The organism is Flavihumibacter sp. UBA7668, from assembly GCF_002483205.1.
Classification (GTDB): Bacteria; Bacteroidota; Bacteroidia; order Chitinophagales; family Chitinophagaceae; genus Flavihumibacter.
The window spans coordinates 217240-243410 of the sequence record NZ_DLHM01000001.1; the positions used below are offsets into that span (position 1 = coordinate 217240).

19 protein-coding genes and 1 pseudogene are annotated in these 26171 nt (G+C 41.3%); 9 read left to right on the forward strand and 11 right to left on the reverse strand.

Features of this window, described 5'->3' with window-relative positions; all coding sequences use genetic code 11:
* A complete protein-coding gene (locus B2746_RS01020) occupies positions 1–2730 on the reverse strand; it encodes a TonB-dependent receptor (protein ID WP_290789930.1) in 2730 nt (909 codons plus the stop codon).
* Positions 2731–2944: 214 nt separating this feature from the next.
* Positions 2945–4534: a tetratricopeptide repeat protein gene (locus B2746_RS01025; RefSeq protein ID WP_290789932.1), complete on the reverse strand. Its 1590-nt coding sequence runs from the start codon at positions 4532–4534 to the stop codon at positions 2945–2947.
* Positions 4535–4695: 161 nt separating this feature from the next.
* Between B2746_RS01025 and B2746_RS01030 the strand changes: the two genes are divergently transcribed.
* Together B2746_RS01030 and B2746_RS01035 are read left to right on the forward strand one after the other, a co-directional pair.
* Complete coding sequence (locus B2746_RS01030; RefSeq protein WP_290789935.1) at positions 4696–5775, forward strand: sensor histidine kinase; 1080 nt, start codon at positions 4696–4698, stop codon at positions 5773–5775.
* Positions 5772–6512: a LytR/AlgR family response regulator transcription factor gene (locus tag B2746_RS01035; RefSeq protein ID WP_290789938.1), complete on the forward strand. Its 741-nt coding sequence runs from the start codon at positions 5772–5774 to the stop codon at positions 6510–6512. Before B2746_RS01030 ends, B2746_RS01035 begins: the two co-directional genes overlap by 4 nt.
* On the opposite strand, the gene B2746_RS01040 is transcribed toward B2746_RS01035, so the two are convergent.
* Positions 6513–7520: a Kelch repeat-containing protein gene (locus B2746_RS01040; RefSeq protein WP_290789941.1), complete on the reverse strand. Its 1008-nt coding sequence runs from the start codon at positions 7518–7520 to the stop codon at positions 6513–6515.
* Positions 7521–7688: 168 nt separating this feature from the next.
* Between B2746_RS01040 and B2746_RS01045 the strand changes: the two genes are divergently transcribed.
* Both B2746_RS01045 and B2746_RS01050 read left to right on the forward strand, forming a co-directional pair.
* Positions 7689–8957 carry a DUF4270 family protein gene (locus tag B2746_RS01045; protein WP_290789944.1) on the forward strand — a complete coding sequence of 423 codons (1269 nt, stop codon included), beginning with the start codon at positions 7689–7691 and terminating at the stop codon, positions 8955–8957.
* A gap of 1 nt (position 8958) precedes the next feature.
* Positions 8959–10188 carry a hypothetical protein gene (locus B2746_RS01050; protein WP_290789947.1) on the forward strand — a complete coding sequence of 410 codons (1230 nt, stop codon included), beginning with the start codon at positions 8959–8961 and terminating at the stop codon, positions 10186–10188.
* On the opposite strand, the gene B2746_RS01055 is transcribed toward B2746_RS01050, so the two are convergent.
* The 3 genes and pseudogenes from B2746_RS01055 to B2746_RS01065 all read right to left on the reverse strand — a co-directional run bounded on the left by B2746_RS01055 (position 10185) and on the right by B2746_RS01065 (position 12168).
* Positions 10185–11210, reverse strand: a complete 1026-nt coding sequence (locus B2746_RS01055; protein ID WP_290789950.1) for a flavin reductase family protein — start codon at positions 11208–11210, stop codon at positions 10185–10187. The two genes, B2746_RS01050 and B2746_RS01055, sit on opposite strands and share 4 nt — an antisense overlap.
* Positions 11211–11270: 60 nt before the next feature.
* Positions 11271–11801: pseudogene (locus tag B2746_RS01060) on the reverse strand (NmrA family NAD(P)-binding protein); the annotation flags it as partial.
* Positions 11802–11811: 10 nt separating this feature from the next.
* Positions 11812–12168 (reverse strand): NmrA family NAD(P)-binding protein, encoded by a 357-nt coding sequence (locus B2746_RS01065; RefSeq protein ID WP_290789952.1) that lies wholly within the window; start codon positions 12166–12168, stop codon positions 11812–11814.
* Positions 12169–12447: 279 nt separating this feature from the next.
* Here B2746_RS01065 and B2746_RS01070 point away from each other — a divergent pair, with 279 nt between their 5' ends.
* From B2746_RS01070 to B2746_RS01085, 4 genes are all read left to right on the forward strand, one after another.
* Positions 12448–12909: an SWIB/MDM2 domain-containing protein gene (locus tag B2746_RS01070; RefSeq protein WP_290789954.1), complete on the forward strand. Its 462-nt coding sequence runs from the start codon at positions 12448–12450 to the stop codon at positions 12907–12909.
* A 74-nt stretch (positions 12910–12983) separates the two neighbouring features.
* Positions 12984–13340, forward strand: coding sequence for a hypothetical protein (locus B2746_RS01075; RefSeq protein WP_290789956.1), 357 nt, complete (start codon positions 12984–12986; stop codon positions 13338–13340).
* A 69-nt stretch (positions 13341–13409) separates the two neighbouring features.
* On the forward strand, positions 13410–13910 hold the full coding sequence (locus tag B2746_RS01080) for a hypothetical protein (protein ID WP_290789958.1): 501 nt from the start codon (positions 13410–13412) through the stop codon (positions 13908–13910).
* A 12-nt stretch (positions 13911–13922) separates the two neighbouring features.
* On the forward strand, positions 13923–16142 hold the full coding sequence (locus B2746_RS01085) for a cation:proton antiporter (RefSeq protein ID WP_290789960.1): 2220 nt from the start codon (positions 13923–13925) through the stop codon (positions 16140–16142).
* On the opposite strand, the gene B2746_RS01090 is transcribed toward B2746_RS01085, so the two are convergent.
* Positions 16135–17565 carry an arylsulfatase gene (locus tag B2746_RS01090; protein ID WP_290789962.1) on the reverse strand — a complete coding sequence of 477 codons (1431 nt, stop codon included), beginning with the start codon at positions 17563–17565 and terminating at the stop codon, positions 16135–16137. The two genes, B2746_RS01085 and B2746_RS01090, sit on opposite strands and share 8 nt — an antisense overlap.
* Positions 17566–17668: 103 nt before the next feature.
* Here B2746_RS01090 and B2746_RS01095 point away from each other — a divergent pair, with 103 nt between their 5' ends.
* Positions 17669–19135, forward strand: coding sequence for a sulfatase family protein (locus tag B2746_RS01095; RefSeq protein WP_290789963.1), 1467 nt, complete (start codon positions 17669–17671; stop codon positions 19133–19135).
* 119 nt (positions 19136–19254) lie between these two features.
* Here B2746_RS01095 and B2746_RS01100 read toward each other — a convergent pair whose 3' ends face one another.
* The 4 genes from B2746_RS01100 to B2746_RS01115 all read right to left on the reverse strand — a co-directional run bounded on the left by B2746_RS01100 (position 19255) and on the right by B2746_RS01115 (position 26095).
* Positions 19255–20841 (reverse strand): RagB/SusD family nutrient uptake outer membrane protein, encoded by a 1587-nt coding sequence (locus B2746_RS01100; RefSeq protein WP_290789965.1) that lies wholly within the window; start codon positions 20839–20841, stop codon positions 19255–19257.
* Positions 20842–20859: 18 nt separating this feature from the next.
* The gene (locus B2746_RS01105; protein WP_290789968.1) at positions 20860–24132 is read right to left on the reverse strand and encodes a TonB-dependent receptor; all 3273 of its coding nucleotides are present in this window, start codon (positions 24130–24132) and stop codon (positions 20860–20862) included.
* Positions 24133–24306: 174 nt separating this feature from the next.
* Positions 24307–25440: a FecR family protein gene (locus tag B2746_RS01110; protein ID WP_290789971.1), complete on the reverse strand. Its 1134-nt coding sequence runs from the start codon at positions 25438–25440 to the stop codon at positions 24307–24309.
* 64 nt (positions 25441–25504) lie between these two features.
* On the reverse strand, positions 25505–26095 hold the full coding sequence (locus tag B2746_RS01115) for an RNA polymerase sigma factor (RefSeq protein WP_290789974.1): 591 nt from the start codon (positions 26093–26095) through the stop codon (positions 25505–25507).
* Positions 26096–26171: the final 76 nt, after the last annotated feature.

Here is a 26171-nt window from a genome sequence, read left to right on the forward strand (position 1 = left end):
TTATTTACCAAATCCGAGATCAAATTTCAACCCGAATCTTGCCCATGAACGATAGAACTCGCGTTGAGCAACAACCGATTTTGAACCAAAATAGGATTCAAATGGCTGATTGGTGAGGTTTAGCGCTTCCGCAAACAAACGGAAACGCTGACTAACCGCATAACTTCCGCTGAAATCCAATTGCATTCTGCTCTTTATATAAAGATCTTCACTGGAATTACCACCTACTTCACTCAGGTATTCGCCATTAAAATTGGCAGCAATTCGCACTACCAGTTTTTTATTTTCATAAGCAAGGGCAAGATTACCTACATGGGTTGCCTGTCCGGGTAAACGGAATTTTTCTGTTGCATCCGGTTTTGTTTCATCTGCATCCCTACTTTGAATCGTAGCTTTTGAATGTGTATAGGTGTAGTTGGTATAGAGGCTAAGTTTACTCAAATATCCCGGCAGAAAATCCAGTTTCCGCTGAAAAGCAAATTCAAGTCCAACCAGATTGGCCGTATTGCCATTCTGTGCCTGAATGATATCAATCCGCGGAATAATCGGCGTTCCGGTTAATGGATAACTGCCATTAAAGATGACTCTCCTGTAAATAAAATCATCCAGCTTTTTATAAAAAACACCTGCTGATGCAATTCCGACATTTCCAAAATAATGCTCCAGCATCAGATCAAGATTCAGGGCACTGGTAGGTTTCAATGAAGGATTGCCCAAATTTGCCACTCGGTCTTCCCGGTTAATTTCCTGCGCCGGAATGATTTCACCAAAATTTGGTCTTGCATACGAACTGGCAACAGAAGCCCGGAGATTGGTGTATTTGGAGAGCTCGTATTTTGCCTGTACCTGCGGCAGTAAAAAACTATAGGAAGATGTTCCCGAAACCGGACGAATTGCTTCGAGATCACCGGCAGCATCTATCAGTACATCTTTTGAATTATAGGATACATCGGTATGTTCAAAACGGAATCCGCCTGTTAGTACCAGTTTGCTGAACTGATGACGTGTCATTAAAAAACCAGCAACCACATTTTCTTTCGCATCAAAGGATTCGAGTGCTTCATCAATAGACTTGGATTCCACATCCAGTTCAAACAAACCAGGGTTCGCATTAAAAAAACGATTAAACCTGCCCATATTGATGGGTCTGCCCATATCAAACCTGCCTTTCAGAAATTCCGATTTAATCGGTGCTTCATCAAATGCATCTGCAGTTGGAACACCTGCATCTGCTCCATATACATCATTGGAAATAGTATAGGATTTTTGTTTGAATCTGGCTTTTGCACCAAATTTGAGAGTGCCTGTTGAAGCGCCTGTTCTGTAAGGAATTCCTATTTCAAATTTTACTGTTGCATTCTGATCTTTCGCATAACTGCCACCATAGGCAACTTCATCAAATTCATACTTACTGCTGTTGGTATAACCATCCGCAATTAATTGCGGGAACTTACCACCAGTTACAGAATACGAAGAGGGCAAATCAGCAATAAATGCCACTTCATGATCATAGGGTGTATTTTGAATACCGCTGGAATACTGCCCTTCATAATTCAGGTAAAAACCGTTGAAGCGATGTTTCCCCCCAAGGTTCACAGCTGTGATGCTTTGCGATTCAAAACGATCCTTGGTCAGTTTTTCCACTTCCTCATCTTCTGTAATAAAAACATACCGCCGACGCCATTCCCGGTCTGTAAACCGACTGTAAATACCTCTGAAATATATTTCATGCCGGTTATTAAAACGATAATCAATCGTTCCACTCAACCCTGAGCGCGTTCTGGTTAATTCATAATCGCGCAATTCCAACTCCTTATCATTGGGTGCCTGCTCCCAATTATCCGATCCCAATTGATTCAGATAATAATTCCCGTTCAATAATATTCCCAGCTTTTCTTTTTTTCCTAATCGCTGATCAAACTGCAACTGTCCCTGCCAGTTAGGCTGTTTCATTATTGCATTATAGCCTCCCGCAATAGAACCATTGATATGGGGCAATTTTGACTGCGCCATTCTTGTAATCAGGTTTACGGAACCACCAACAGCGTCTCCATCCATATCCGGACTCAGGGTTTTACTTACTTCTATTGATGCCAGCTGATCACTGGGAATGGCATCAAGCGCAACAAATCGGACATCGGCTTCCGGACTGGGTATCTGTTCTCCATTAATATTGATATTGGTAAACTGTGGTGCCAGTCCGCGAACCAGGACATACCTTCCTTCTCCCTGGTCCCGTTCAATATTCACTCCCGGCACCCGTTGCAAAGCCTCTGCAGCATTGGGATCGGGAAAGCGCCCAATCTGATCGGATGAAATAATATTCCGGATATTATCCGCATTCTTTTGTTGATTCAGGGCTTTTGCCTGTCCCTGTAAATAACCGGCAATTACCACGCTATTCAGTTCCGGTGTACTGCTGGATAAATGAATTTGCAGGTTGCGCACCGCTCCGGCTTCCAGTTGGAGTTCCAAAACCGTATCGCGATAGCCCAGATAGGAAATCTCCAATTGAATGGTACCCGGTTTGGTGTAAAGGCTAAAGGCTCCGTTCAGATCAGCAATGGTTCCGTTATTGGCTCCCTTTATCTGAATAGATGCACCTCCCAGTTTTGATTTGTTTTTCGCATCATCCACCACTCCTTTAAGCAGCACATACTCATTGAATGGCTGTGCCCATCCGATACTGCTCAGGAGCAATAAAAAAGAAAGAATTACGACTTGTTTCATACAAAATAGTTTCTGATCCAAAACTTGCAAAAACAAGGAGCAAATCCATTTTTTAAGCGTGAACAATAAAGCAACGCAGCGTTAACAGGCGTTATCAGGAAAGCAACAGAGCCTGTTTTTATTTTGCCAGTGGATTGATTTTCAATCATCCACAAATTTCAAAAAGCGGCATTAAGGAATTATTACCGGAATATTACCGTAACATCAACTGTAATCAGGCCAGGGTTTGAACAAAGGAGCTAAGAGATTCATCCGGACCCAGTTGCAACTTTTTTTTGACCCTGTAACGAACCACCCGCAAACTATCCGGTGTTATTCCCAGCAGTTTGGATGTATCTGCAGAAGACATATTCATCTTAACCAATGCCAGCAAACGCATCTCACTTTGAGTAAGTGATGGAAACTGCTGTTGAAGGCTGGCCAGCAGGGTGGGATGTACTTTATCAAAAATGAGTCGGAATTCGTCCCAATAACTATCCTGGGAAAAGCTGATGGTGATTTTCTGTAACAGGTGCCGAAGCGCCTTCTTTTGGTCGCGTTTATCATCTTTTAATAAATCCTGCAAGCCATTGCGGATTTCTTCCAACACCTCATTTTTCTGAATCAGATGCAGAATATGAGAGGACAGTTCCTGACTTTTTATATCCAGCTGCTGTTTGAGGGAGGTTTCTTCCAGTTGCTGCCGTTTCAATTCTGATTCCATCAGGCCTTTCTCTGTCTGGTAAAGCTGGTGATGCTGTTCATGTAATAATTGTTCATTCCGGATTTTGAGTTTCTGCCTGTTAAGGGTTAGAAAAGCGACAACAGCTATTAATACCAAAACAATGAGAGAGGTAATTAATAATAAGGTATTTACTTTCCGATCGGCATTAAGTCGCTCAATCTGCGCATTCTTTCGGTCTGTTTCATGAATCGTTTGCAGGAGACTTAACTGACGCGCATTTTCTCTTGTATAAATTGTTTGAATCAGCTGGCGGCTTTTTTCCAGGTAATGATAGGCGCTGTCGTATTGGTGAAGGGCTGCAAAATTCTGGGCAATATCCCGATAAGCACTCTGCAACTGGTATTTTTCCTCAGATTGTTCCGCAAGTATTGCTGCCTCACGGGCATAGATCATGCCTTTAGCCGGGTTTCCATTTTTACTGAACACATCGCCCAGGTTATTGATGACTTCTATCTGCTCCAGCAATTTCCCACTGGCCCGATAGCCCTCCAGGGATAAAGAGAAATAAAAAAAGGCGGAATCGTACGCCTGCCTGTCTTCCAGAATGGAGCCCAGGTGCTCATAAATTTTAGCCAGTGTTACCTGTTCACCGGATAAGCGGGCTTCTTTTAAAGCCAGTTGTTGAAAATAATAGGCAGAATCATAGTTCAGCTGTTTTTCATAGAGATGGCCCACCTGTCCATAGGTTTCTGCCAGTCCGGCTGCATTTTTGGTTTGTTTATACAACTCAAGTGCTTCCCGGAATTGTTGCCAGGCAAGGTCGGACTGCTGATTATAATAATAGAGCGTACCCAATCGATTCAGATTGGCAGCAAGCGGGTCAATCGCATTTATCTTTCTATAGATCTTATCCGCCTCCAGTAAATGCTGCAAGGCTTCTGAATAGTTACCGAGGTGATAGTACAACTGTCCCATTTCCTGCAAACAGTTGGCCTGCCCCAATGGATCCTGCTTTTTCTGGTATTGCTCAAGCCGGTTACGAAGGGTAATAAAACCGGTATCCGGATTGGATTGTGCTTCCAGTGATACAGGAAGAATCCAGCCCAGCACGACCAGGAAAACGGATAATAAACGGATCATGATAAAGTGGTTCGGCATTTCTGCAAAACTCAACGCCTATTTTGAATAATATTCCGGGTTTCCTATTGGAAACAATAAATTAATATTGTTTTAGGTATACGAAAATCCGGGACTGGTCGCATTTAACAAAAAACATGGATTGCTACCGCCAGTTTTGTCCTATGAAAACTTCCCCTTGGTACAATAGCCGATTGGCGCTGGTATTTTTTCATGGAACAGCCTGGTTATTCACCCTGTTCCTTCCTTTATTATTGCGCCATTTTTCAGATGATGGCCAGCGTCTTATACGAACAGTCAGAAGAACTATGCTGGAAACCCGCAGGATGCCACCAATAAATTTTGCGGCCTTTGAAATCAGCATAAATATCTTATGGATCTTACTTTTCTATATTAATGTATTTTTCCTTTTACCTGCCTGGTTTAAAAAAAAGAAATATGGGCGGTATGTACTGTTTCAGGTGGCTGTATTTCTGGTAACCTTTATCTCCCTTGTCTATTATTTCAATAGCATTCGTTCCTTTAGGGGTTTGCATTTTCCCCTGCCTGCCCTGACGATGTCCTTATTTCCGTTTCTTTTTGTACAGGCAGCAGGAATCACCTATACAACCATTCGGGAAAAAATAAAACTGGAGCAATTACAGCAGGAAAAAGAAAATGAGCAGTTAAAATCAGAACTCTCCTTTCTACGTTCCCAGATAAGTCCGCATTTCATATTCAACGTGCTCAACAATATGGTTTCACTCGCCAGAAAAAAATCAGACCGGCTGGAGCCTGCATTAATTGAATTATCCGGTTTAATGCGCTATATGTTATATGAATCGGATGAATCGAAAGTGCCACTTGCCAAAGAAATCAATTACCTGAAAAATTACATCGAGTTACAACTAATGCGTTTTGGAAATGAAGTGGAAATCAGGAGCAGTTTTCCTGAATACCCACCACTTGCTTTTATTGAACCAATGATGCTGATCCCCTTTGTAGAAAACGCATTTAAACACGTTGCGCAACCCTATGGAAAATCTTTTATAGATATCCGCATCCAATATGAAAATGGAGAATTAAAAATGCTCGTTAAAAATTCCTATACACCAAAGGATACAGGTACAAAAGATGCTCATTCGGGAATTGGACTTCAAAATGTGAAAAGAAGACTAAATCTCTTGTACAAAGATCAACATTACCTTACCATATCGGAAGAAGATCGAACTTACATTGTAGAACTCCATATCAAGATCACATGAAAATTTCCTGTCTGGCTGTAGATGATGAATCCCTTGCATTGGAATTGCTGATTGATAATATCAACAATATTCCATTTTTAACCTGTATCGGATCCTGTAAAAATGCCATGGAAGTGTTGGAGTTTTTACGAACCAGCCAGGCAGATCTTATTTTCCTTGATATTCAGATGCCCGGTTTATCAGGCATGCAACTAGCCTCTCATCTTAAATCAAAAACGAAAATAATTTTTTTAACCGCTTATGAACAATATGCATTAGAAGCTTATGGTGTAAATGCATTGGATTACCTCGTAAAACCTGTTTCATTTGATCGATTTCTGGAAGCCTCCATGAAAGCGCTGGATTGGTTTTCGAACCGAAACGTTTTACCTGTTGAAACAGGCAAACCTATAGAACCTGTTTCACATCATATGCCCTATTTGTTTGTTCATGTGGAATACAACCTGGTGAAATTGTTGATTTCGGATATTCAATATATTGAAGGCTGTAAAGATTACGTAAAAATTCATCTGTTTAATGCCGCCAGACCGGTAATTACGCGTCTGAATATGAAATACCTGGAAGAAAAACTTGCCCATGCCGGGATGGTCCGAATACACAAATCCTATCTTGTTTCAGTGACGCATATACAGAGTATTCAAAGGAATCTGGTAAAAACAGAAAAAGCTGAATTGCCCATCAGTGATTTTTATAAAGAAGCACTGATGGAACAAATCAGCAAAATCAATTTACTCTGATCAATCATTTTCATCATATTCCATCTCGGATACAAATTCACGAAGATCATCCAGGCGCAATCCAGAGCTCCTGCCTGTTGCAACATAACCCCGGTTATTGATGGAGAACCCGATTGCCCCTTCACGGGCAGATCCTTCAAAGGCCGTTTTCTCCACCCATAGATCGGTACCGGGATTGTATTCCCAGCAGGTACTGGTGTAAGCGCCGGTTGTACCAGTAGTAATATAACCCAGCCCATTCATGGAAAAAGCAACAGCATTACCTCGTACGATACTGGTGTAATCATCGTCATAATCTTCATCGCTTACACTGGTCATTTTTCTTTTTTCAGTCCATGTTTCCGTTGCCGGATCATACATCCACATTTCATTCACCATGGCCCCATTATTGGTTCCTGTACAGACATAGGCTTTATTGTCAATTACGAAAACTGCTGCATCAGATCGTTTGGTGCCACCCGGACTAACCAGCTGTTCCCATGAATCGGTGGCTGGAGTATAGCGATAAAAATCCTTCAGAAAATTTCCATCGTAACCACTGCATATATACCCATTTTCACCAATACCAAATGCAATGGCATCATATCTGCCGGATCCTATAAAATCTGACACCTGTTTCCAGGTGTCTGCTGATGGATCATACTCCCACATATCTCGAAGGTAATTAATACCATCATATCCTAAGCCAATATACAACTTGCCATTAGCTGCAAAACCAATAGCAGAACTCCGTGGCGTGCCTGGAAAGCTAGTCCGTTTCCGCCAGAAATCATTTTGTCCGTCGTATTCCCAAAAATCAGTTAACCGGTTAACTCCGTCATAACCCAAACCAACATAGGCTTTATCACCCTGGGTTATTGCAATTGCTTCGCTTCTGCCCACTCCTTCAAAGTCGGATCGCTTGATCCAATTGCCCACCAGATCATCATCAGTAGTAGTATCAGGCGTACATCCGGAACAAAAAACAAATAGAACTGCTGCTAGTCTTATCGCTTTAATCAATCTCATTCTTTTTTGTTCAAAAAAAGCAAAGCCGGCGGGTGTTAAAAAGCAACATGCTGCAACTGCCTGTTTTAATGCGACGAAACCATTTTTTTGTTTTGTCTATATAACCGACGGGCTGGTCTACAGTACTGTCTGCATTAACCGAAATCAGTTTTTCTTGCAGCCAAAAAAATGTTGCGCTTAGTATATTTTAGCATGCTGTTCTTCCTGCTTATGGCCTGTAATAAAGAAGCTCAGTTTATTGAAACGGTTCGTTCCGGAGAAACCCCCTACCTGTTACAGGTGGATACACTGACAGCTGAGTATAGTATATTCAGGGATGATTCCGTATTAACTTCATCAGATGAGTATGCGCTAATCGGAATTTTTCAGGACACGGCTACCGGATTTGTAACTGCATCACATTTCATGCAATACAATAAACCGGAACAGCTTCCTGATATGGATCGTACGGCCCGGTTTGATTCGCTCGTCCTGCTGATCTATTCAGATAGCCTGTATTATGGAGATACCAGCTCCATACTGCAACTCACTGCACATCGATTAACAGAAAATATCCGGTCTGAAAACAGCCGGTTTTATAACACATCGAATTTTTCCTATGACTCCTCTCCTATCGGAAATTATTCAGGTGGATTCCGTCCGACTTCAGGAGATAGTATAAGAATTTTATTAGATCAGGAATTTGGAGAGGAATTATTTACCCTGATACAGACGAAGTCTGACATTGTATCGAATCAGGATCGGTTTGAAAATTGGTTGAAGGGTATAACCATCAGAGCAACCGGAAGCACCAATATTGTATATAAATTTAAAAACAATTTGCAGATAAGGCTTTATTATTCCGAAGACCATTCAATAAGAAAGGCGAAAACAATTGATCTGAATCCAACCGGAGCACCGTACCAGTTTAACCAGTTTACGCAGGATTTCAGCGGAACAGCATTTGAAGGACTTGAATCTGCAAATGAGATTGCGCTCCCTGCTACGCAGCATTATTTTTTTCTGCAATCATTTTCAAACATCCGTTGTTATGCAAAATTCAACGGGCTCAGGGATATAAAAAAAATAGCGGGATATGTTCAATTATTGAATGCGGAATTGGAAGTAAAACCGGTGATCGGCTCCTATTTGCCAGGAACACTGCCAACTCAAATTCACCTGTATGTTCGGGACGTTAATAATGCAATAACAGGTCCACTTGCCGGCATAGACAATTCAACTCAAACGGGGTCTCTTTTTATTGATACGGATTTTGGAAGAAACACAAGATACTTATATGATATAACAAGTTATATCGAATATGAACTCCAATCAACCAATAGTAACAGCCAGCGGCTGGTAATTCAGATAGGAGGCGATGAAAATCTTTTGAAAACCGTGTTGATTAATCGCACCCGACTTATTTTATCCATGCTTGTTTATCAGCAAACCAATTAACATGAAAAAGATTCTGATAGTATTTGTAACCGGAATTATTCATCAATCTGTGTTCAGTCAGGGTGGACTCAATTCCATCTATTCTGCCTATGGCATTGGGGATGTGGAACTGCGGGATAAAAATGGGTATGCAGGAATGTCGGGGGCAGGTATCGCCCTTCCTTCCACCACTACATTAAACGAGTTGAATCCGGCATCCTATGGCCATTTTCCCTATAGCAGATTTATGTTTGAGTTGAATTTCGGTGGCAAATCCTCCAACTATAAATCAGGCGATACCAGAACCAGCGGCGCAGATTTTACGGTTCAACGAGCTGCCATGGGGTTTAGTCTGTTTAAAGGCCTGGGTACTGCTTTTGGCTTAAAACGGTACAGTACCATTGACTATAGGACAACCAGTAACCGCTATATTATAGGAACAGAAAGTAAACTGCAAACGCAGATCAATGGATCAGGTGGCTTGTATCAATTTTTTGTAAGCAATGGTTATTCCATTTCTAAAAACCTGCAATTGGGTGTTTCGCTGGGTTATCTTTTTGGCAGCGTAAACAAGAAAGAAATAGTGGAAACCAATATTCAAACCCTGCATATTACACAAAATCAGAATTATACCAGGATGCTTTATAATACGGGAATTCAATATACTATCCCCTTAAAAAATGGAAAATGGACAATTGGATTAACCTATCAACCAGGAAGATTATTACAAAAAATGGAAGACAATTATGTAACGGATGGAGATGGAAATGAGCTGGTTTCGGAAGAGGCTGCTGTAGCAGATTTTAATTATCCGGCTAAAATTGGTGCTGGACTTGCCTATTCAAGAAAAGAATGGAAATGGACGGTGGATATGGTTCAGCAGAGATGGGGCTCCGTCAATTATAAGGGAGCTGGATTTACGACAGACAATGGTACGAATCTGGTAGCTGGATTCAGTAAATCAAGTACGCGAAAAACCCCTTTTGGTAGTATTCCCGGGAAAACATTTATGGCGGCACTGGAATACGATCAGTCCTATCTGGTGCTGGCAGGAAATCCGATCCAAACGATAGCAGGCTCCATGGGTATGACATTTCCAAGTAAAAACGGTGCTTATTATTATCATTTCGGCTTGAAAGCAGGCCAGCGCGGGCAGTCTGCTTACCCCTTGGTCAGAGAACAATTTTTCGAAACCCAATTTGCTATATCGCTGGGCTCCCTGATGTACAAAGGCGGCAGAAAATACGATTAAGAAAGTTCAACTTCAATATCGCCATCAACGGGATAAGCCTGACAACATAAAAAGCGGCCGGCAGCAACCTCCTCATCCATTAATACTTCATTGTATGCCATCCATACTGTGCCCTTTGTACAGGTAGCAACACAACTTCCGCACCTGCCAGCTTCGCAGCTATAGGGTATTTGAATACCGGATTTCTTTGCAGCCGCAAGAATGGTCTCAGGATACTGCACCATTAATTCGTGTATTCCCGTGTTAGCATAAATACGTACCTGATGTGCCTCGAGATCTGGAGGCCGGGGCTTATTGATTCGGGGAAGGGTATTGAAATTCTCTTTGTGAATGGCATGCAAAGGTATATGTTCACTTAATAAAGTCAGTTGGACCATCTGCATAAAATCCCAGGGACCACATATATAAAAAAGCAAATCAGCTTTGTCTTTTTTCCGGTATTGTTCTACTAATTGAGGTAATAGCCATTTACCTAAACGGCTGTTGTAAATATCAAAAAGATCGCTGAATAAAAAACGAATTTCAAACCGTTGCTTAAATGATTCTTTCAATTCAAGCAACTGGTTATAAAAAATTGTTTGTTCCTTTGAACGATTGCTATAAATGAGTACAACCTGATTGTTTGTTGTATATAATAGCGTTTTAATCATTGAATAGCAGGGTGTAATCCCACTACCCGCTGCAAAGAAAAAATACTGTTGCTCTTTGCTGTGAATAGCAGGAAGTAAAAACATCCCACTTACAGAACTGCTCCGTAGCAGATCACCTGGTTTTGCGTGTTCCACCAGCTTCCTTGAAAATTCACCATTGGGGATTTTTTTGATAGTAATGGCGGTCGCTTCATGTAAATCAGGTGAAGATGAAAATGAATAACTCCTTCTCTTTTCTCCAAATTGGGTATCGAATAGAAGGGTTATAAATTGTCCTGATTTGTAAATAATCGGATTACCATCCGTAGTTGTCAGAATAAAACTGGCGGCTTCATTTGTTTCCTTAATAATTTGCTGAATAACAAGTTCCATTAATAAATCGAACGATTTTTATATCGGGTTACAAGAATACTAAATATTCGTGTTATCCCATTAACTTGAAAGCAGCCTTTCTTTGTTTTGATGCACCCAGCTTTCAAAAGACTGCACTGCTGGGTGCAATTTTTTTGTTAACTCCAGATCCGCCTTTCTTTCGGGAATATAGAGTCGCTGTACTTCAAACATATTGGCCAACTCTATGGCACCTGGAAAACCAAGTGCAGCAAATTGATGATGTGGAACAGAATGGTAGTGAACTGGCACGCCAAATACACTGGACATAATACTCGCATACTTAGAACATGGCTCATCTTCTGCTACTACACCAACTGTTTTTCCAATGAATTGGTCTGAATTTTTAAACAATTCTACCACTACAGGACCAAGATCCTCCACACTTACCATAGCCAAATTGGTATCTCCCTGAGGAAATCCGAAAAATCGGGATCCATCCGACTGTTTTTGTAAGGGGAAATAGCTTAGGAAATTTTCATAATAAAAAGCTATTTGAACAAAGGTTGCAGGCAGGTTCAGAGAAACTGCATATCGCTGAAGCGCTGCTTTCCCATCGCAATGGGGAACAGGAAATTGACCCTTAACCCTTACTTAATAAGGAATAATCTGCCAGTGTATGAAAAACAAGGTGCTCTATAGCAGCATTTTTAGCCGCATCCAACAGATTTGTTCCAATAATTGTTTCTCTATCAAAATGTTCCCAAAAATTGGTAACGCCAAATACGCCATAACAGTTATGCATAGCCGACAAAAGATCTTCTTTATTAAACATATCTCCCTGGAATAATTCAGCTCCTTTCATTTCCAACTCTCTGGCTCTTGGTGAATCGGCATTTCTGGTAAAAATCCGAACTGAAAATTGTCCATTGGCTAGGATTGCCCTGGCAACGCTGGCACCCTGAGCTCCTGTGGCCCCTGTAACAAGTATCTTTTTCATAACTGCTTAAATTATATACTCCAAAGCTAAATCCCCCTTACTATCAGGAGTCAGGAGGTTGTATCACATGGGAATTTGGCTGAATGAACTGGCTTTTCTAAGCCGGTATTTTGAAAATTTGCCAATTAAAAGGGGTTTCCCCGGGAAAAGAGGGGTAAAATGGCCCATTTTGGAAAAAGTTAGCCGGAACTTATTAACACCTGTGCAAGAACAGACTACAGTCTGTTTATAATTCCTATATTGGACCAATAAACAAAAAATCTTATAAAATAGACCATCATGGCCAAAGCAACCAAAAAAGCAGCCGCTAAAAAGGCTGCACCAAAGAAAGCAGCCGCTAAAAAAGCCGCTCCTGCTAAAAAAGCTGCTCCTAAAAAAGCTGCTCCCGCTAAAAAGGCTGCCGCTAAAAAAGCCGCACCTGCTAAGAAAGCTGCCCCTAAAAAAGCTGCTCCCGCTAAGAAAGCTGCTCCAAAAAAAGCTGCTAAAAAGCGTACCCCCAATGCCGCTTTCATGGCTCCCTTAACTCCCAGTGCAGCACTGGCTGATGTAATTGGTAATAAACCAGCATCACGTCCTGATATCACTAAAAAGATTTGGGATTATATCAAGAAAAATAAATTACAGGATAGTACCAATAAGCGCATGATCAATGCCGATGCAAAATTGAAAGTACTTTTTGCCGGTAAAAATCAGATTTCCATGTTTGACCTTGCTAAAATTGTAAGTGCCAACGTAAAATAAAGCGTAGTATATCTTTTTAACAACCATAACCGGTTTTTTACTGGTTATGGTTTTTTTTATTTGTACTTTCGTGCGTGCGTTTTTTGATCTTTATATGGTTATTCTGTAGTATCGGGGCAAGCATACTGGCGAATCCCGGAGCTAGTTATAGTACTGGAAAATCCCGAACAATTGGGATTTCGGGAAAGCAGGATATTGAAAAAAAACTCCCCGGCTCCAAAGATCATTTCAATAAAGTTGCCCTGCTAAAGATACGGTCTGTAAGAACAGAAGAAGAATCCGAATCAGTTGTTGCAAAAAATACACCTGAGAATAATGGATTTACAACCAGCTTGGAATTACTACTAGCTGTTCAATTTAGAAAAAAAGAACATTCCTGGATTCAAGATGCTATTCTTGGATTGCTCTATCCCAAGCATCATTTCTGGTAGACATCAATTTTTTCTGCTACTTCACCAATACTGAAGTAACTAAAATTATTATGTCATTAATTTATTACCATGAATGAATTGATTATCGTGGCAGTACTTTTTGTGCCCGTATTAATACTTATTCTTCTTCTTCGCTATTCTCAAAATAAGTCACGAAAAAAAAGAGAAGAATTAATGCTTCTGTTCTTAGAACATAATTATCCTAACCTGAAGCAAAAAGAGAAAACATTGTTCTGGCAAACAGAACAATTATTGGCTGTTTATCCGGATGCAGAACAACTAATACTAATTCGCTCTACAGGTCCACATCCGGATGCAGCAGTAATTGATATTAAACAAATTTCTAAAATCAATTCGTTTCGGGAGACCGAAGAACTCAGGCAGGAAGGAAAACAGATGAGATTGGATACTGTAGTTGTACGGATGGGGCTTACTATTACCTATCAGAACAAGGAGGAAGAGTTTGTTTTTTTTGATTACAACAATGACAACACAAGTATTCTGCCGGAAAAGGAAGCAGAGGCTCTGCAAATAAAGAATTACCTCCTTAAATTAATACAAGGTGCATAAAACCATTTTCAAATGAATCATCTGCCTCATTTAATACTGGATCTTGCTCTTATACTTGGAGTGGCTGCCATAACCACGCTGCTTTTTAAATGGCTAAAACAACCGCTGGTATTAGGTTATATACTTGCCGGCTTTGTTGTTAGTCCCTATTTCAGATGGTTTCCAACAGTATATGAAGTTGACAATATAAAAGTGTGGGCAGAGATTGGGGTTATCTTCCTATTGTTTAGCCTGGGATTGGAATTCAGTTTCAGGAAGCTCTTAAAAGTTGGCGGATCAGCCTCCATTACAGCTGTAGTGGAGGTGGTCGCCATGAGCGTTATTGGTTATTGCACCGGAATAGCAATGGGCTGGTCACATATCGACAGCTTGTTTTTGGGTGGCATATTATCCATCTCCTCCACAACCATCATTATACGTGCATTCGATGAACTGGGCTACAAATCAAGGCAGTTTGCATCACTTGTTTTCGGTGTGCTGATTGTTGAGGATCTGGTTGCTATTATATTGATGGTATTATTGGCAACCCTTTCCGTAAGTCAACAGTTCTCCGGTTCTGAAATGATCTATTCTATTTTGAAGCTTGCTTTCTTCCTGGTCATCTGGTTTGTAATGGGGATATTTTTCATTCCAACACTTCTACGAAAAGCTAAAAATATACTGACCAATGAATTATTACTTGTTTTATCCGTAACACTGTGCTTTGGAATGGTGGTATTGGCAAATCAGGTTGGCTTCTCTCCTGCGTTAGGAGCCTTTGTGATGGGATCAATACTGGCAGAAACCACGAAAGCAGAACGCATTGAGCATCTGGTAATGCCTTTGAAAGATTTGTTTGGTGCTATATTCTTTGTATCAGTTGGTATGTTGATAAATCCGGTTGTTCTACAGGAATATGCTGTACCCATTCTGCTATTATGCGGCGTAACAATAATTGGAAAAATCCTCAGCTCAGGCTTAGGTGCACTATTATCCGGACAAAGTTTTCAAACATCCATACAGGCAGGCTTCAGTCTTGCTCAAATAGGAGAATTCTCTTTCATTATTGCCACACTGGGAACAACCTTAAATGTGACAAGTGAATTTTTATATCCTATTGCAGTTTCCATTTCCGCTGTTACGACCCTAACAACCCCCTATCTGATAAAAATTTCAGGGGGAGCTGCAAAAATATTGGAAAATAGCTTACCATCAGCAATGCTGGAGCGGATGCGTTTATATAATCTTTCTGTAAATAAAGCAAGAACATCCAGCTCATGGAAAAGATTCCTCCAGCAACAGCTTCTTATTGGCGGATTGCAGGTTACTATCATTGTTAGTATAATTTTAGCGAGTGCCCGCTTATTACAACCAGCACTGATTAGCTGGCGAAGTGAATTCTGGATCAATTACGCACTGGCAGGCTTAACCTTCCTTAGTATTGCACCTTTTTTGTGGGCATTTGCAATAAAAGTTCCTGTCTATAAAGAGTATAATAGCGAAACAGTAAATCCGCGTTTGATTAAAATGATTCATTCTATCAAACTGATCATCGCCTGCCTGCTAATCGGATTGCTGGTTTTTACATTCTTTCATTATTATGGAGGTTTGTTGGTCGTACTGACCGGACTGATACTTCTTTTTATCTTCTCACAAAAAATTCAATTACTCTACAATAGGATTGAAAAAAGATTTATAAATAATCTTAACCAGCGGGAAACAACCTCTTATCATGGAGGACAAAAGGAACTGGCTCCCTGGAATGCACGTATATATCCAATTAAAATTGAAAAATATTACAAGTTCCTTGGACAACCTCTGCATCTATTGGCCTGGAGAGAAAAAATTGGTATTAATCTGGTTCTCATAAAAAGAGAAACCTATACAATTGTTACACCAAACAAGAATGATTGTATTTTTCCAGGTGATGAAATATTTGTTATCGGAACTGAAATTCAGGTGCAAAAATTACAGGTTGTTTTTAGAAACAATGAAATCGAAACAAGTGAAATAAGAACGGAAATTGAACCGTTCAGACTTCAATTAACGAATGGACATCCATTCATTGGAAAATCAATTCGTGCAACCGGGTTAATGGAAAACACCAACACACTTGTTGTAGGTCTTGAAAGAACAGAGGAAAGATTATTAAACCCTTCCTCTGATTTCATATTGATGGAAAATGACTTATTACTACTTGTAGGAAACAGGAAAAAGGTTGATATATGGACGAAGGAAGAAAAACCTATTTAATCTGGAAAGCCGCATTATCAGAAGGTTTTCGCTGCTCATTCATAATTTTTTCAAGCTCTTTAACCACAGCTGGCTGAGTTGAGGACAGGTCATTGGTTTCCCCTCTGTCATGGCTTAGATTGTATAATTCAGTTCGAACAGGTTGGCTTTCCTTATAATATCGAATTGCTTTCCAGTTGCCTTTTCGTACTGCCTGTTTGTAACCCTGCTCATAAAATTCCCAATAAAAGGAGCGGTTGGAATATTTCCTTATGGCAGATTTAGAAAGTTGATTTTTCCAAATCGGAACAAGCGATATACCATCAAAGGAAGGAGTAGCTATTTGAGCAATTTCTGCAAAACTGGCCATCATATCCCAATTAGCAGCAGGTAGATCTGTGATACTTCCATTTTGAATTTGTTTATCCCACCGGATAATAAACGGCACCCTTATACCGCCTTCATACATATCCCTCTTGATGCCTTTGAATGGACCACTGCTTTGAAAATAATCTATTGCATCAGTTAACTTTCTCCCACCTTCAATATGCGTACCATTATCACTTGTAAAAATTATAATGGTTTCATCATCCAATCCAAGCTCATTTATCCTCTTTACAACTCTTCCAACATAATCGTCCATTTGAGTCACCATTGCTGCGTAAGCCGCTTTGGGATTCGGCTGTGGGCCGTAATGCTGTCCGGGCAGATGCGCATGCTCAGGAACAAAAACACTTTCTCCCTTTTCATTTAGATATTGTTTCAGATATTGATCAGGAACCACCAGCTCAGCATGTGGAAGTGTAAAGGACAGGTAAAGAAAAAATGGGTTTTCTTTTTCTTTATTAATAAAATTGATTGCTTCATTGGTAAACCATTCATTCACGTAAAGATTATCGGGAACTTTAATTTTAATGAGTTGATTATGTAGAATCTTCCATGCAGAATCGGGATGTTGATAATGTCCCTCAACATGGTGCGCATGTCCTGAAAAATAATCCCATCCCCGGGTTTCTGGCGAACCACTGGTACCAGCAAGACCCAACCCCCATTTTCCCATCATGCCATTTACATATCCTTTCTGTTTTAAAACTTCGGAAATTGTTTTTTCTTCCTTAGGTAAGGGGAATTCACCATTACCACGAATTGATACATGACCTGTGTGTTTTCCTGTCATCAGAGCTGCGCGGGATGGTGCACAAACAGTACTGCCTGCATAAAAATTCGTAAATCGCTTGCCCCTATTTGCCAATTGATCGATATGTGGTGTTTTTATTTTTTCCTGTCCATAGCACCCCAGATCACCATATCCTAAATCATCTGCAAGTATGTAAATAATATTAGGCAAGCGATCTCTTTTTTGAGCTTCCAAATCCAAAAAAACAAAACTTAAAAAAATAATAAATAATAGTTCGGTTATACATTTACGTGATATATTTTTCATGGCTTCAATCTTAGTATTCAAATCTACATAAAATATCTTGTAAAAACGTCTGAAATGCTTATCCAGACTGATTTTTATGTATCTTCAGAAAAATAATTACGATATGCGAAAAATATATTTTGCATTGCTTTTCGGTTGTGCGGTACTGGTATCGTTTAAACCTGAAGCAGCACCCGAAAAACTGGAATATCCGCCTTCCAAACCGAATGTCATTTTAATCTTTATGGACGATATGGGCTATGGTGATCCGGTATGTTATGGTGGAGGTCCATATCAAACGCCAAACATTGACAAACTGGCATATTCCGGAATCCGATTCACCAATTTTTATGCCGCTCAGGCAGTCTGCACAGCATCGCGTAGCGCGTTGCTTACGGGTTGTTATCCCACCCGGATAGGCATTTCAGGCGCCATCGATCACAATGCTAAATTTGGACTGAATACCAGTGAAGAAACCATTCCTGAATTATTGAAAAAAAGCGGATATAAAACCGGCATGGTTGGAAAATGGCATCTTGGTCACAAAGAGCCATATCTTCCATTACAGCATGGATTCGACGAATATTTAGGAATCCCTTATTCCAATGATATGTGGCCGGTTTATTATGATGGAACTCCCTGGACAGACACCACCAGTTACCGGTCAACTTATCCGGTTCTTCCATTGATCGAAGGAAATAAACCAGTTGAATATATTAGGACACTGGATGATCAGGCTCAATTAACCAAACGATTCACTGACCGGGCCATTCATTTTATTCAAAAGAATAAAAAATCACCCTTCTTTTTGTATCTCGCGCATCCGATGGTACATACTCCTATTGCTGCAAGTGAAAAATTTAAGGGTAAAAGTAAAGGCGGTTTGTTTGGTGATGTTATGGAAGAAGTGGATTGGTCTATTGGGGCAATTATGAAAACATTGGAAGAAAATCGTTTGCTGGAAAATACACTAGTGATTTTCACAAGTGATAATGGACCCTGGTTAACGTTCGGAAACCATGCGGGCAACACGACCGGCTTACGGGAAGGAAAAGGTACTGCCTGGGAAGGTGGTGTAAAAGTTCCCTGTATCATGAGTTGGAAAGGAACTTTACCTGCCGGAATAGTAAATAATCAGCTTGCAACAACAATGGAAATTTTACCAACGCTTATTAGTTTGTGTGGTGCACCATCACCTGAAAAGAAAATTGATGGAATCAATATGGCGAATGTACTAGTTGGAAAATCAGCTGAAATCGGAAGAAAAGAATTTGTCTACTATTATGACAAAAATAATCTCAAGGCGATTCGGAATGAGCGATTCAAATTAGTATTTCCGGCACAATCACAAACTTATGGCCCACCTGCTCAATTGGGAAAAGATGGGTTTCCCGGAAAATACGGAATCGATTCAGTGAAGCTGGCGCTATATGATCTTTGGACAGATCCCGGAGAAGACCGTGATGTTCAAAACCTGTATCCCCAGGTAATCAAAGAACTGAATGAATTGGCTGATCAATACCGAAAAACACTTGGCGATGGCCTGAACAAAATGACCGGATCCGAAGTTCGTCCCGCGGGTGTGTTGTAACAAACGTCAGACAGGTGTTAGAACGTTGTTAGAGAAGTGTCAGACAGGTGTTAGAATGTTGTTAGAACATGTATCTGACGTCTCTCCAACAACGTTCTAACACCTGTCTGACACCTAAATTACCAGCCGGGGTTCTGACCTAATGCCGGATTCAACGCATTTTCCTTTTGAGGAATTGGCCAGAGATAATGTTTGGAAGGATCAAAAACACGATCCACACTCGGCACTTCAACAGTAACCGGATTTCCATTCTCGTAATAAGTTATTCCATAAACCGGACCAGTCATCACATCCGGACCAATTTTCCATCGGCGGATATCAAATAAACGCCAACCCTCAAACGCCAGTTCAATCGTTCGCTCCCGTCGAACTGCTTCCAGTAAATCCTCCTGACTCATACCGGTTTCAAGCGCAGGCAAATCCACATCCGGACGGGTTCTAACAGCATTGATCGCATCATATACCGATTGATCGATCTGATTCAATTCAATCTTCGCTTCCGCATACGTCAATAACACTTCCGCATAGCGCAACAGAATGAAATTCAATCCACTTGCACCTGGTGTTTGTAAATCATCCGCCAATACATATTTCTTCACGGAGTAACCCGTTGAGGTATTGTATTGGGTTTTACCGACTTCATCAGCCCCGCCACTTCCCGGAACAGGTTGAAAAAGTATGCCGCTTGGCAAAGGATCACCATCCAGAAACATGGTAAATCGCATTCTTGGATCACGGTTTACATAAGGCTGCATCGGATCAAAACCGGATGCAGGATCCGAAATATCCATACCATTCTGCATCGGATACATATCCGCCAGGGCTTTGGTCGGAACAAAATTGCTCGAACTGTTCCGCTGACTATAAGGCCCCATATAGGCAAAGGAATTATGCGTTAATGTTCCGGCCAGGAATTGCTTATCCAGCACCACTTCCCTACTTCCTTCAGAAGCATAGGTAAACAACTTACCATACTCATCAATCAAACCATATACATTCAGATCCATTACGGCTTTTGCTGCAGTAGCTGCTTCTGAATAATTTCCAGCCCATAAATTAGCCCTTGCTTTTAATGCCAATGCAGCCCCCTTAGTAATTCTTCCCTTATCCGCATTGGGATAAGTTGCCGGCAATGCATTTGCCGACTCTGTCAATTCGGTATTGATAAAATTCCAGATTTCGGTTTGGGAAGTACGCGCAATCGCTAAACCTTCTGCTGCTGTTATCGGAGTTGTAATCAAGGGCACTTCGCCGTACAATCCGGTTAATTTCATGTAATAGTAAGCACGCAGCACTCTGGTTTCCGATTTTAACCGATCCAGTAAAGCCGTATTGGTGGTGCTAACCCGATCAATATTGGCCAACACATCATTGGCAAGAAATACACCCCGATATCCATTCTGCCATTCGGTCTGTATCCTTGAATGCGAAGCATCATAGGTTCCATTTTCAATATTAAACTCAACGGTGAACGTAGTATTGGTATGACCGATATCCGATACTCCATCCAGCACAAAAAGATTAACTGCATCGAGGGAGGAATAAACGGAATTGACCGCATAAATCGCATCCGATTCCGTACGCCAGTAAATGGCAGAAGAAACCCGATCATTGGGAATGGTTTCCAGTATATCTTTTTTACAGGAACTGAAAACTGCAGACAGTATTGCTGAATATAAAATTATATAGCTAAACGATTTTTTCATTTTGATTGGGTTGACGACTTAAAAATTAAGATTCAGTCCAAGCGTATAAAGGCTGGTTTGCGGGTAATAAATACCCCGACCAGATTCTGCTTCCGGATCCAGATTCCATTCATTCAATTTGGAAAAGGTCAGCAGATTGGTACCTGACACATAAAACCTTGCACCATTAATACCTGCTTTCTGCAATAAATTGGCAGGAACCGTATAGGTCAGCTGCAGATTTTTAAGCCGCAGGTACGAGCCATCTATAATCAACTGATCAGAAGTATTTACATTCCGCTGATCGCTTTTGCGGGGAAGTGGAAATCTTGCATTCGGGCGCTCCGGTGTCCAGTAATTATCTGTTACAATTTCATGTGTAAATCCTTCAAATATCCCATACTCCGACAAGGCACCGGATAAACGGGTATCCACATCCGCCGCACCCTGGAAAAGCAGATTCAGAGAGAAATTCCGGTAGGATAGTTCTGCAACAGCCCCAAATGTATATTTTGGAAATGGATTACCAATCACGGTCCAGTCATCCGCATTGATCCGGCCATCTTTATTAAGATCAACATATTTCACATCACCCGGCTTTGTATTGGGAGCGATTGTTGGATAATTATCAATCTCTTCCTGACTCTGGAAAAATCCATCTGTTTTGTAACCCCAATGTGAATTAAAAGGTAAGCCTTCTTTCACTATGTACCGGGGATCCAGGTCATAGGAACTGTTGATAAAGGGTCCGCCGCCTTTGAGGTCAATCACTTTATTATTATTCAATGCCAGATTAGCTCCAAAACTGTATTTGAGCTTATGCTCATTGTTCCGATAACCAAGTGAAAATTCAAATCCTTTATTATCAATTACACCGGCATTCTGATTGGAGGAGGCAAATCCGGTAACCACCGGCAAGGGCAGGGCAAGCAGGATGCCACTTGTTCTTTTCCTGTAATAATCAATTCCGAAGGATAATTTATAACCAAGCAAACTTCCTTCCAATCCAATATCGGTTTGCGTGTTGGTTTCCCAGGATATACTGGGATCTGCCAAAACCGTTTGTGAAAAAGTTGGTGCCGCGATACCACCAAACGTATAAGAACCCTGAGAAAGCGATGCGAAATAACTATACAGCGGAACTGTCTGGTTGCCTGTTTGCCCCCATGATCCGCGAATCTTTAATTCACTGAACGGCGTATTCAGGTTATCAAAGAAATCTTCCTCCGTAATTCTCCAGGCGCCGGAGAAAGAGGGGAAAAAACTATATTGATTATCTCCGGTAAACCGGGAAGAACCATCATAACGACCATTCACTTCCAGGAGGTATTTCTGATCAAAGGCATAATTCAATCGGGCGAAATAGGAACGAAGACCGAATTTAGTTTCCAAACCCGTATTGTCTTTAGTAGGATCATTTGCTCCCTGCCCTATTGACTGAATCTCATTATTATAAAAGCGTTCCCTATAAGCTGTAAGATTATAACCATTATTGTACAATTCAGAAAATCCAGCCAGTGCCTTGATCTCATGGCGACCAATACTGGTGGAATAATTCGCCAGATAATTGGTGGTAATCTCCCTATATCGGTTACGGGTTTCCGTTAGTGCATTATTGGCAACCTGGTACCGTCTGCCGGTTAGTGAATCAAAATTATTGATTGCATTCCGGTAGGCTTTCTGCTCTGTAAAATCAATTACAGCTGAAACCTGCGCACTGAGGGTTAGTCCCTTCAGTAACTGATATTCCATTTTACCGGATGTATAAAAATAATTACTGGCTATATTATTTTTGCCTGATTGCTCCGCAATCAATAAGGGGTTAAAGCCCTGTTGGCTCAAGCCGTACGTTCCATCCGGATATTTTGGCGCAGCGAAAAGTGTTCCATGAAAGAATCGATTGAACACATCAGATGCAAACGGGCTTCTGGACATATTGTACCGATAGTTGAAATCGGCACTCATTTTTAAGCGTTTGTGCAATTGCATGTCATTATTGATTCGTACTTCACGAACCGACGCACTGTAATTCGGGGCTATGCCACCCTGATCCATATACCGCAAACTCACTCTGGTGCGGGAAAATTCATTACCTCCGCTAAAGGAAATGTTATGACTATGCTGAGGTGCTGGTTTCAAAACTGTTTTGAACCAGGTATTCACATCCGGATACCTGTAACGATCCGTTGAATTTACCCAGGTATCGATGCTTTCATCAGTGTAGCGGGCAGGAATTGCCAATCCCTGGTTGGTATAGGCCAGCTGCTGATACCGCATATATTTTTCCAACTCCATATTCTCCGGCTGGTTCACAGATTTTTGAATGGCATAATATCCATTGTACGCGATCTGCACCTTACCGGATTTAGCTCTTTTCGTGGTAATCAGCACTACTCCGTTAGCTGCCCTTGACCCATAAATAGCCGTTGAAGAAGCATCTTTCAATACAGAAATACTTTCTACATCCTCCGGATTGAGGTTAAACATGGTCTGCTCAACACCATCTACGATAATGAGTGGTGAACTGTTTCCTGAACTATTTCCGGAAAATGTAGTAGTACCCCTGACCCGCATGGTTGCCGATGATCGTCCGGGTTCTCCGCCCCTGTCCAATACCGTTAGTCCGGGTGCCTGTCCCTGCAAAGCCTGTTGCAAATTGGAAACCGGACGACGTACCAGATCCTCTCCTTTAACCTGCGTAACAGCACTGGTCATACTCACTTTTTTCTGGGTGCCATAACCAACTACAACAACTTCATTCATCGACTGATCAACTGCCTTCAATTGAATATTGATGGTTGAATTGGTGCCTACTTTAAATTCGGCGGGCTGCATATCCACATAGGAAATAATCAACACAGCATCATTATCTGGAACGGAAATGGAAAAGACACCGGCCTCATTGGTAGTGGTCATAAGAGAACTTCCTTTTACCTGAACGGTAGCGCCTGATAAGGTTTCGCCATTTGGACCCCGAACGGTACCGGTTACGGTTTTGTTCTGATCCTCGTTTCCAATGTTGGTAATCACCACAATCCGATTTGCCAATACTTTATAGCGCAATTCGGTTGCCGATAAAATACTACTTAACACATCTACCACCTGAACATTTTGTCCCTGATAGGTAACGGTTGCATTACCCGGAATCCGGTCACTGCTATAAACAAAGCGATAAGATGATTGCTGTTCGATTTCCTTGAGGGCTTTTTTTAGCCGGGTTTCTGAAAATCGAACCGAGATTCGCTCCTGAGAATAGGTTTTGGCTGTTACCTGCAAACAGGTAACCAGCACCAAAGCGATCGTTAGTTTCATAAGCAGCAGTGTTTTTAGCACCTGCCTGGGAATGGGAGGGCACGTGCAGTCCTTCGATTTTTTCATACTTTTGTTTTGGTTTGTTACAGGGCAGTAGCCAACACCACTTGAACACTGCCACTGTAGGTTAAACTAATCGGAAAGGGAGGAGTCAACTCCCTTTTCATTTATACCTCATTTTGATCTGAGTCGTAGGGTTTGTCCGTCTAATTCATAATAAAATGTATTGGATAATTGCATTGCTTCCAGTGCCTGTTGCATCGGAATATTTTCGAAACTGGCTGTAAAGCGGAATTGTTTGATGGCCTCATCTTCGAATTCAATGGTAACACGGAACCATCGTTCAAATTTTTCCTTTAGCTGATCAAAGCGTTCATCATTGATTTCAAGTGCGTTTCTTGTCCAGACTGTTTCCACAATTGAATTGCCATCGCCACTGATTGTAATGGGTTCGATGGAAATTTCAGGTTTGGGAATGTTTTGGGGATGGACGCCTCCCAACACGGAAGTTGGTTCCATTACTGAAGTGTACAGTAATTTTTGATTTGGTTTCAGAAAAATGGACTTCCCTGAATCTGCGGGCATTATTTCAACGGATCCTCGCAAAAGAGAGGTTTCCATAACCGGCGCATCTCTGTACGCTCTTACATTAAATGCCGTACCATGAACTTTTACCGTGAACTGATGAGTCTGAACCAGGAAAGCGGAGCGGTCATCATGCACCACATCAAAAAAAGCCTCCCCTGAAAGTCGGACGATTCGGCTGTCTGTTCCGAAACCTTCTGCAACAACCAGGCTGGAATGGCCATTTAGAACCACTTTAGAGCCGTCTGGTAATAAAACTGCCCGTTTCTCTGTTCTCCTGGTTTGAAGCGTACTATTGGCCGTTAAAACGCTGTTTTCGGTGGCTTTAATTTCTGCAGTAGTCAGTTTATACTGCGTGAGTGTATTTTTATCTGAACGAAACAGGAGGTAGGTAGCCACCACGGGTAGTAATACAGCTGCAGCATACCAGGCAATCTTTTTCCATGCTATTACCTTTTTCGGCAGGTTTGATTCAGTTGGTTCAGATGTTGCCAGTTGAATAGCCAGTTTTAAGCGGTCCAGTTCCTTTCCTCTTTCTTCGGCCTGTAGCATGCCAAACATAGCCAGCAGGATGGTTTTGGCTTCTTCCAGTTTATGCTGATCATCCGGATAGGCGGTGAGATAAGCAGCCCAATAGGCCTTATCCGCCTCCGATGGCCGGGTGCTGTAGCGGATAAAATCCGTATCCTCCAGTAATTCCTCCAGGGCCCTTTTCTCGATCATACGATTGACTTATATCGTATAGACGGATGGACCGGAAAAATCTACCTGCTTTTTTTAAATTATTTTAAAATTGTTGCAGAAGAAGGAACAGAACCAGCAGGGAAACTCCTCCTTTTGCCAATTGCGGATGCAGTTCCAGTGACGCTTTCAGCTGTTTTAAGCCGATCGACAAATAATTATAGGTACTTTGAGCCGACCAGCCGGTTTCCTGTTGGATGGCAGCAGCCGTCAGCCCTTTGTAGTATTTAAGATAAATGGCTTTTTTGCAACGGTCCGGCAGCTGATCGTAAGATTTTCGCAATAATCCGGAGAGTTCAAGAATCCGCTCCTTTTCAATCAGGGTAGATTCGGGAGAGGGCATGAGGGTCAGCGAGTGATTCATCCAGCTGTCATCAACCGAAAAACGGGCTGATTCCCGGTAAAAATCGATAATTTTTCTTTTGTAGGCTGTTACGATATAAGAAGTGGGATTAGTGACTAGTTCCAGGTCAATTTTCTTTTCGTAAAAGGAAAGAAAGAGTTCATGAATAAGATCTTTTTGAATGGCCTCCTCAAGCCTTCGCATCCTTCCTATGCCAAGTAACTGGTCATAAACCTCCTCGAAAATCCGGTAGAGTTTTTCGCAATCATATGCCGGTTTGCAATCTTCGTGCATGGCAGATTTGTTTTGGTGTCCCTGTGGTTATTAGCAGTAACCGATAAATGAATATATCAAGAAGCTATCAAATGGC

Bases quoted from the DNA above. Each gene is read 5' to 3' on its own strand.
- B2746_RS01020 (WP_290789930.1), bottom strand. From the start codon at position 2,730: ATGAAACAAGTCGTAATTCTTTCTTTTTTATTGCTCCTGAGCAGTATC.
- B2746_RS01025 (WP_290789932.1), bottom strand. From the start codon at position 4,534: ATGATCCGTTTATTATCCGTTTTCCTGGTCGTGCTGGGCTGGATTCTT.
- B2746_RS01030 (WP_290789935.1), top strand. From the start codon at position 4,696: ATGAAAACTTCCCCTTGGTACAATAGCCGATTGGCGCTGGTATTTTTT.
- B2746_RS01035 (WP_290789938.1), top strand. From the start codon at position 5,772: ATGAAAATTTCCTGTCTGGCTGTAGATGATGAATCCCTTGCATTGGAA.
- B2746_RS01040 (WP_290789941.1), bottom strand. From the start codon at position 7,520: ATGAGATTGATTAAAGCGATAAGACTAGCAGCAGTTCTATTTGTTTTT.
- B2746_RS01045 (WP_290789944.1), top strand. From the start codon at position 7,689: ATGTTGCGCTTAGTATATTTTAGCATGCTGTTCTTCCTGCTTATGGCC.
- B2746_RS01050 (WP_290789947.1), top strand. From the start codon at position 8,959: ATGAAAAAGATTCTGATAGTATTTGTAACCGGAATTATTCATCAATCT.
- B2746_RS01055 (WP_290789950.1), bottom strand. From the start codon at position 11,210: ATGGAACTTGTTATTCAGCAAATTATTAAGGAAACAAATGAAGCCGCC.
- B2746_RS01065 (WP_290789952.1), bottom strand. From the start codon at position 12,168: ATGAAAAAGATACTTGTTACAGGGGCCACAGGAGCTCAGGGTGCCAGC.
- B2746_RS01070 (WP_290789954.1), top strand. From the start codon at position 12,448: ATGGCCAAAGCAACCAAAAAAGCAGCCGCTAAAAAGGCTGCACCAAAG.
- B2746_RS01080 (WP_290789958.1), top strand. From the start codon at position 13,410: ATGAATGAATTGATTATCGTGGCAGTACTTTTTGTGCCCGTATTAATA.
- B2746_RS01085 (WP_290789960.1), top strand. From the start codon at position 13,923: ATGAATCATCTGCCTCATTTAATACTGGATCTTGCTCTTATACTTGGA.
- B2746_RS01090 (WP_290789962.1), bottom strand. From the start codon at position 17,565: ATGAAAAATATATCACGTAAATGTATAACCGAACTATTATTTATTATT.
- B2746_RS01095 (WP_290789963.1), top strand. From the start codon at position 17,669: ATGCGAAAAATATATTTTGCATTGCTTTTCGGTTGTGCGGTACTGGTA.
- B2746_RS01100 (WP_290789965.1), bottom strand. From the start codon at position 20,841: ATGAAAAAATCGTTTAGCTATATAATTTTATATTCAGCAATACTGTCT.
- B2746_RS01105 (WP_290789968.1), bottom strand. From the start codon at position 24,132: ATGAAACTAACGATCGCTTTGGTGCTGGTTACCTGTTTGCAGGTAACA.
- B2746_RS01110 (WP_290789971.1), bottom strand. From the start codon at position 25,440: ATGATCGAGAAAAGGGCCCTGGAGGAATTACTGGAGGATACGGATTTT.
- B2746_RS01115 (WP_290789974.1), bottom strand. From the start codon at position 26,095: ATGCACGAAGATTGCAAACCGGCATATGATTGCGAAAAACTCTACCGG.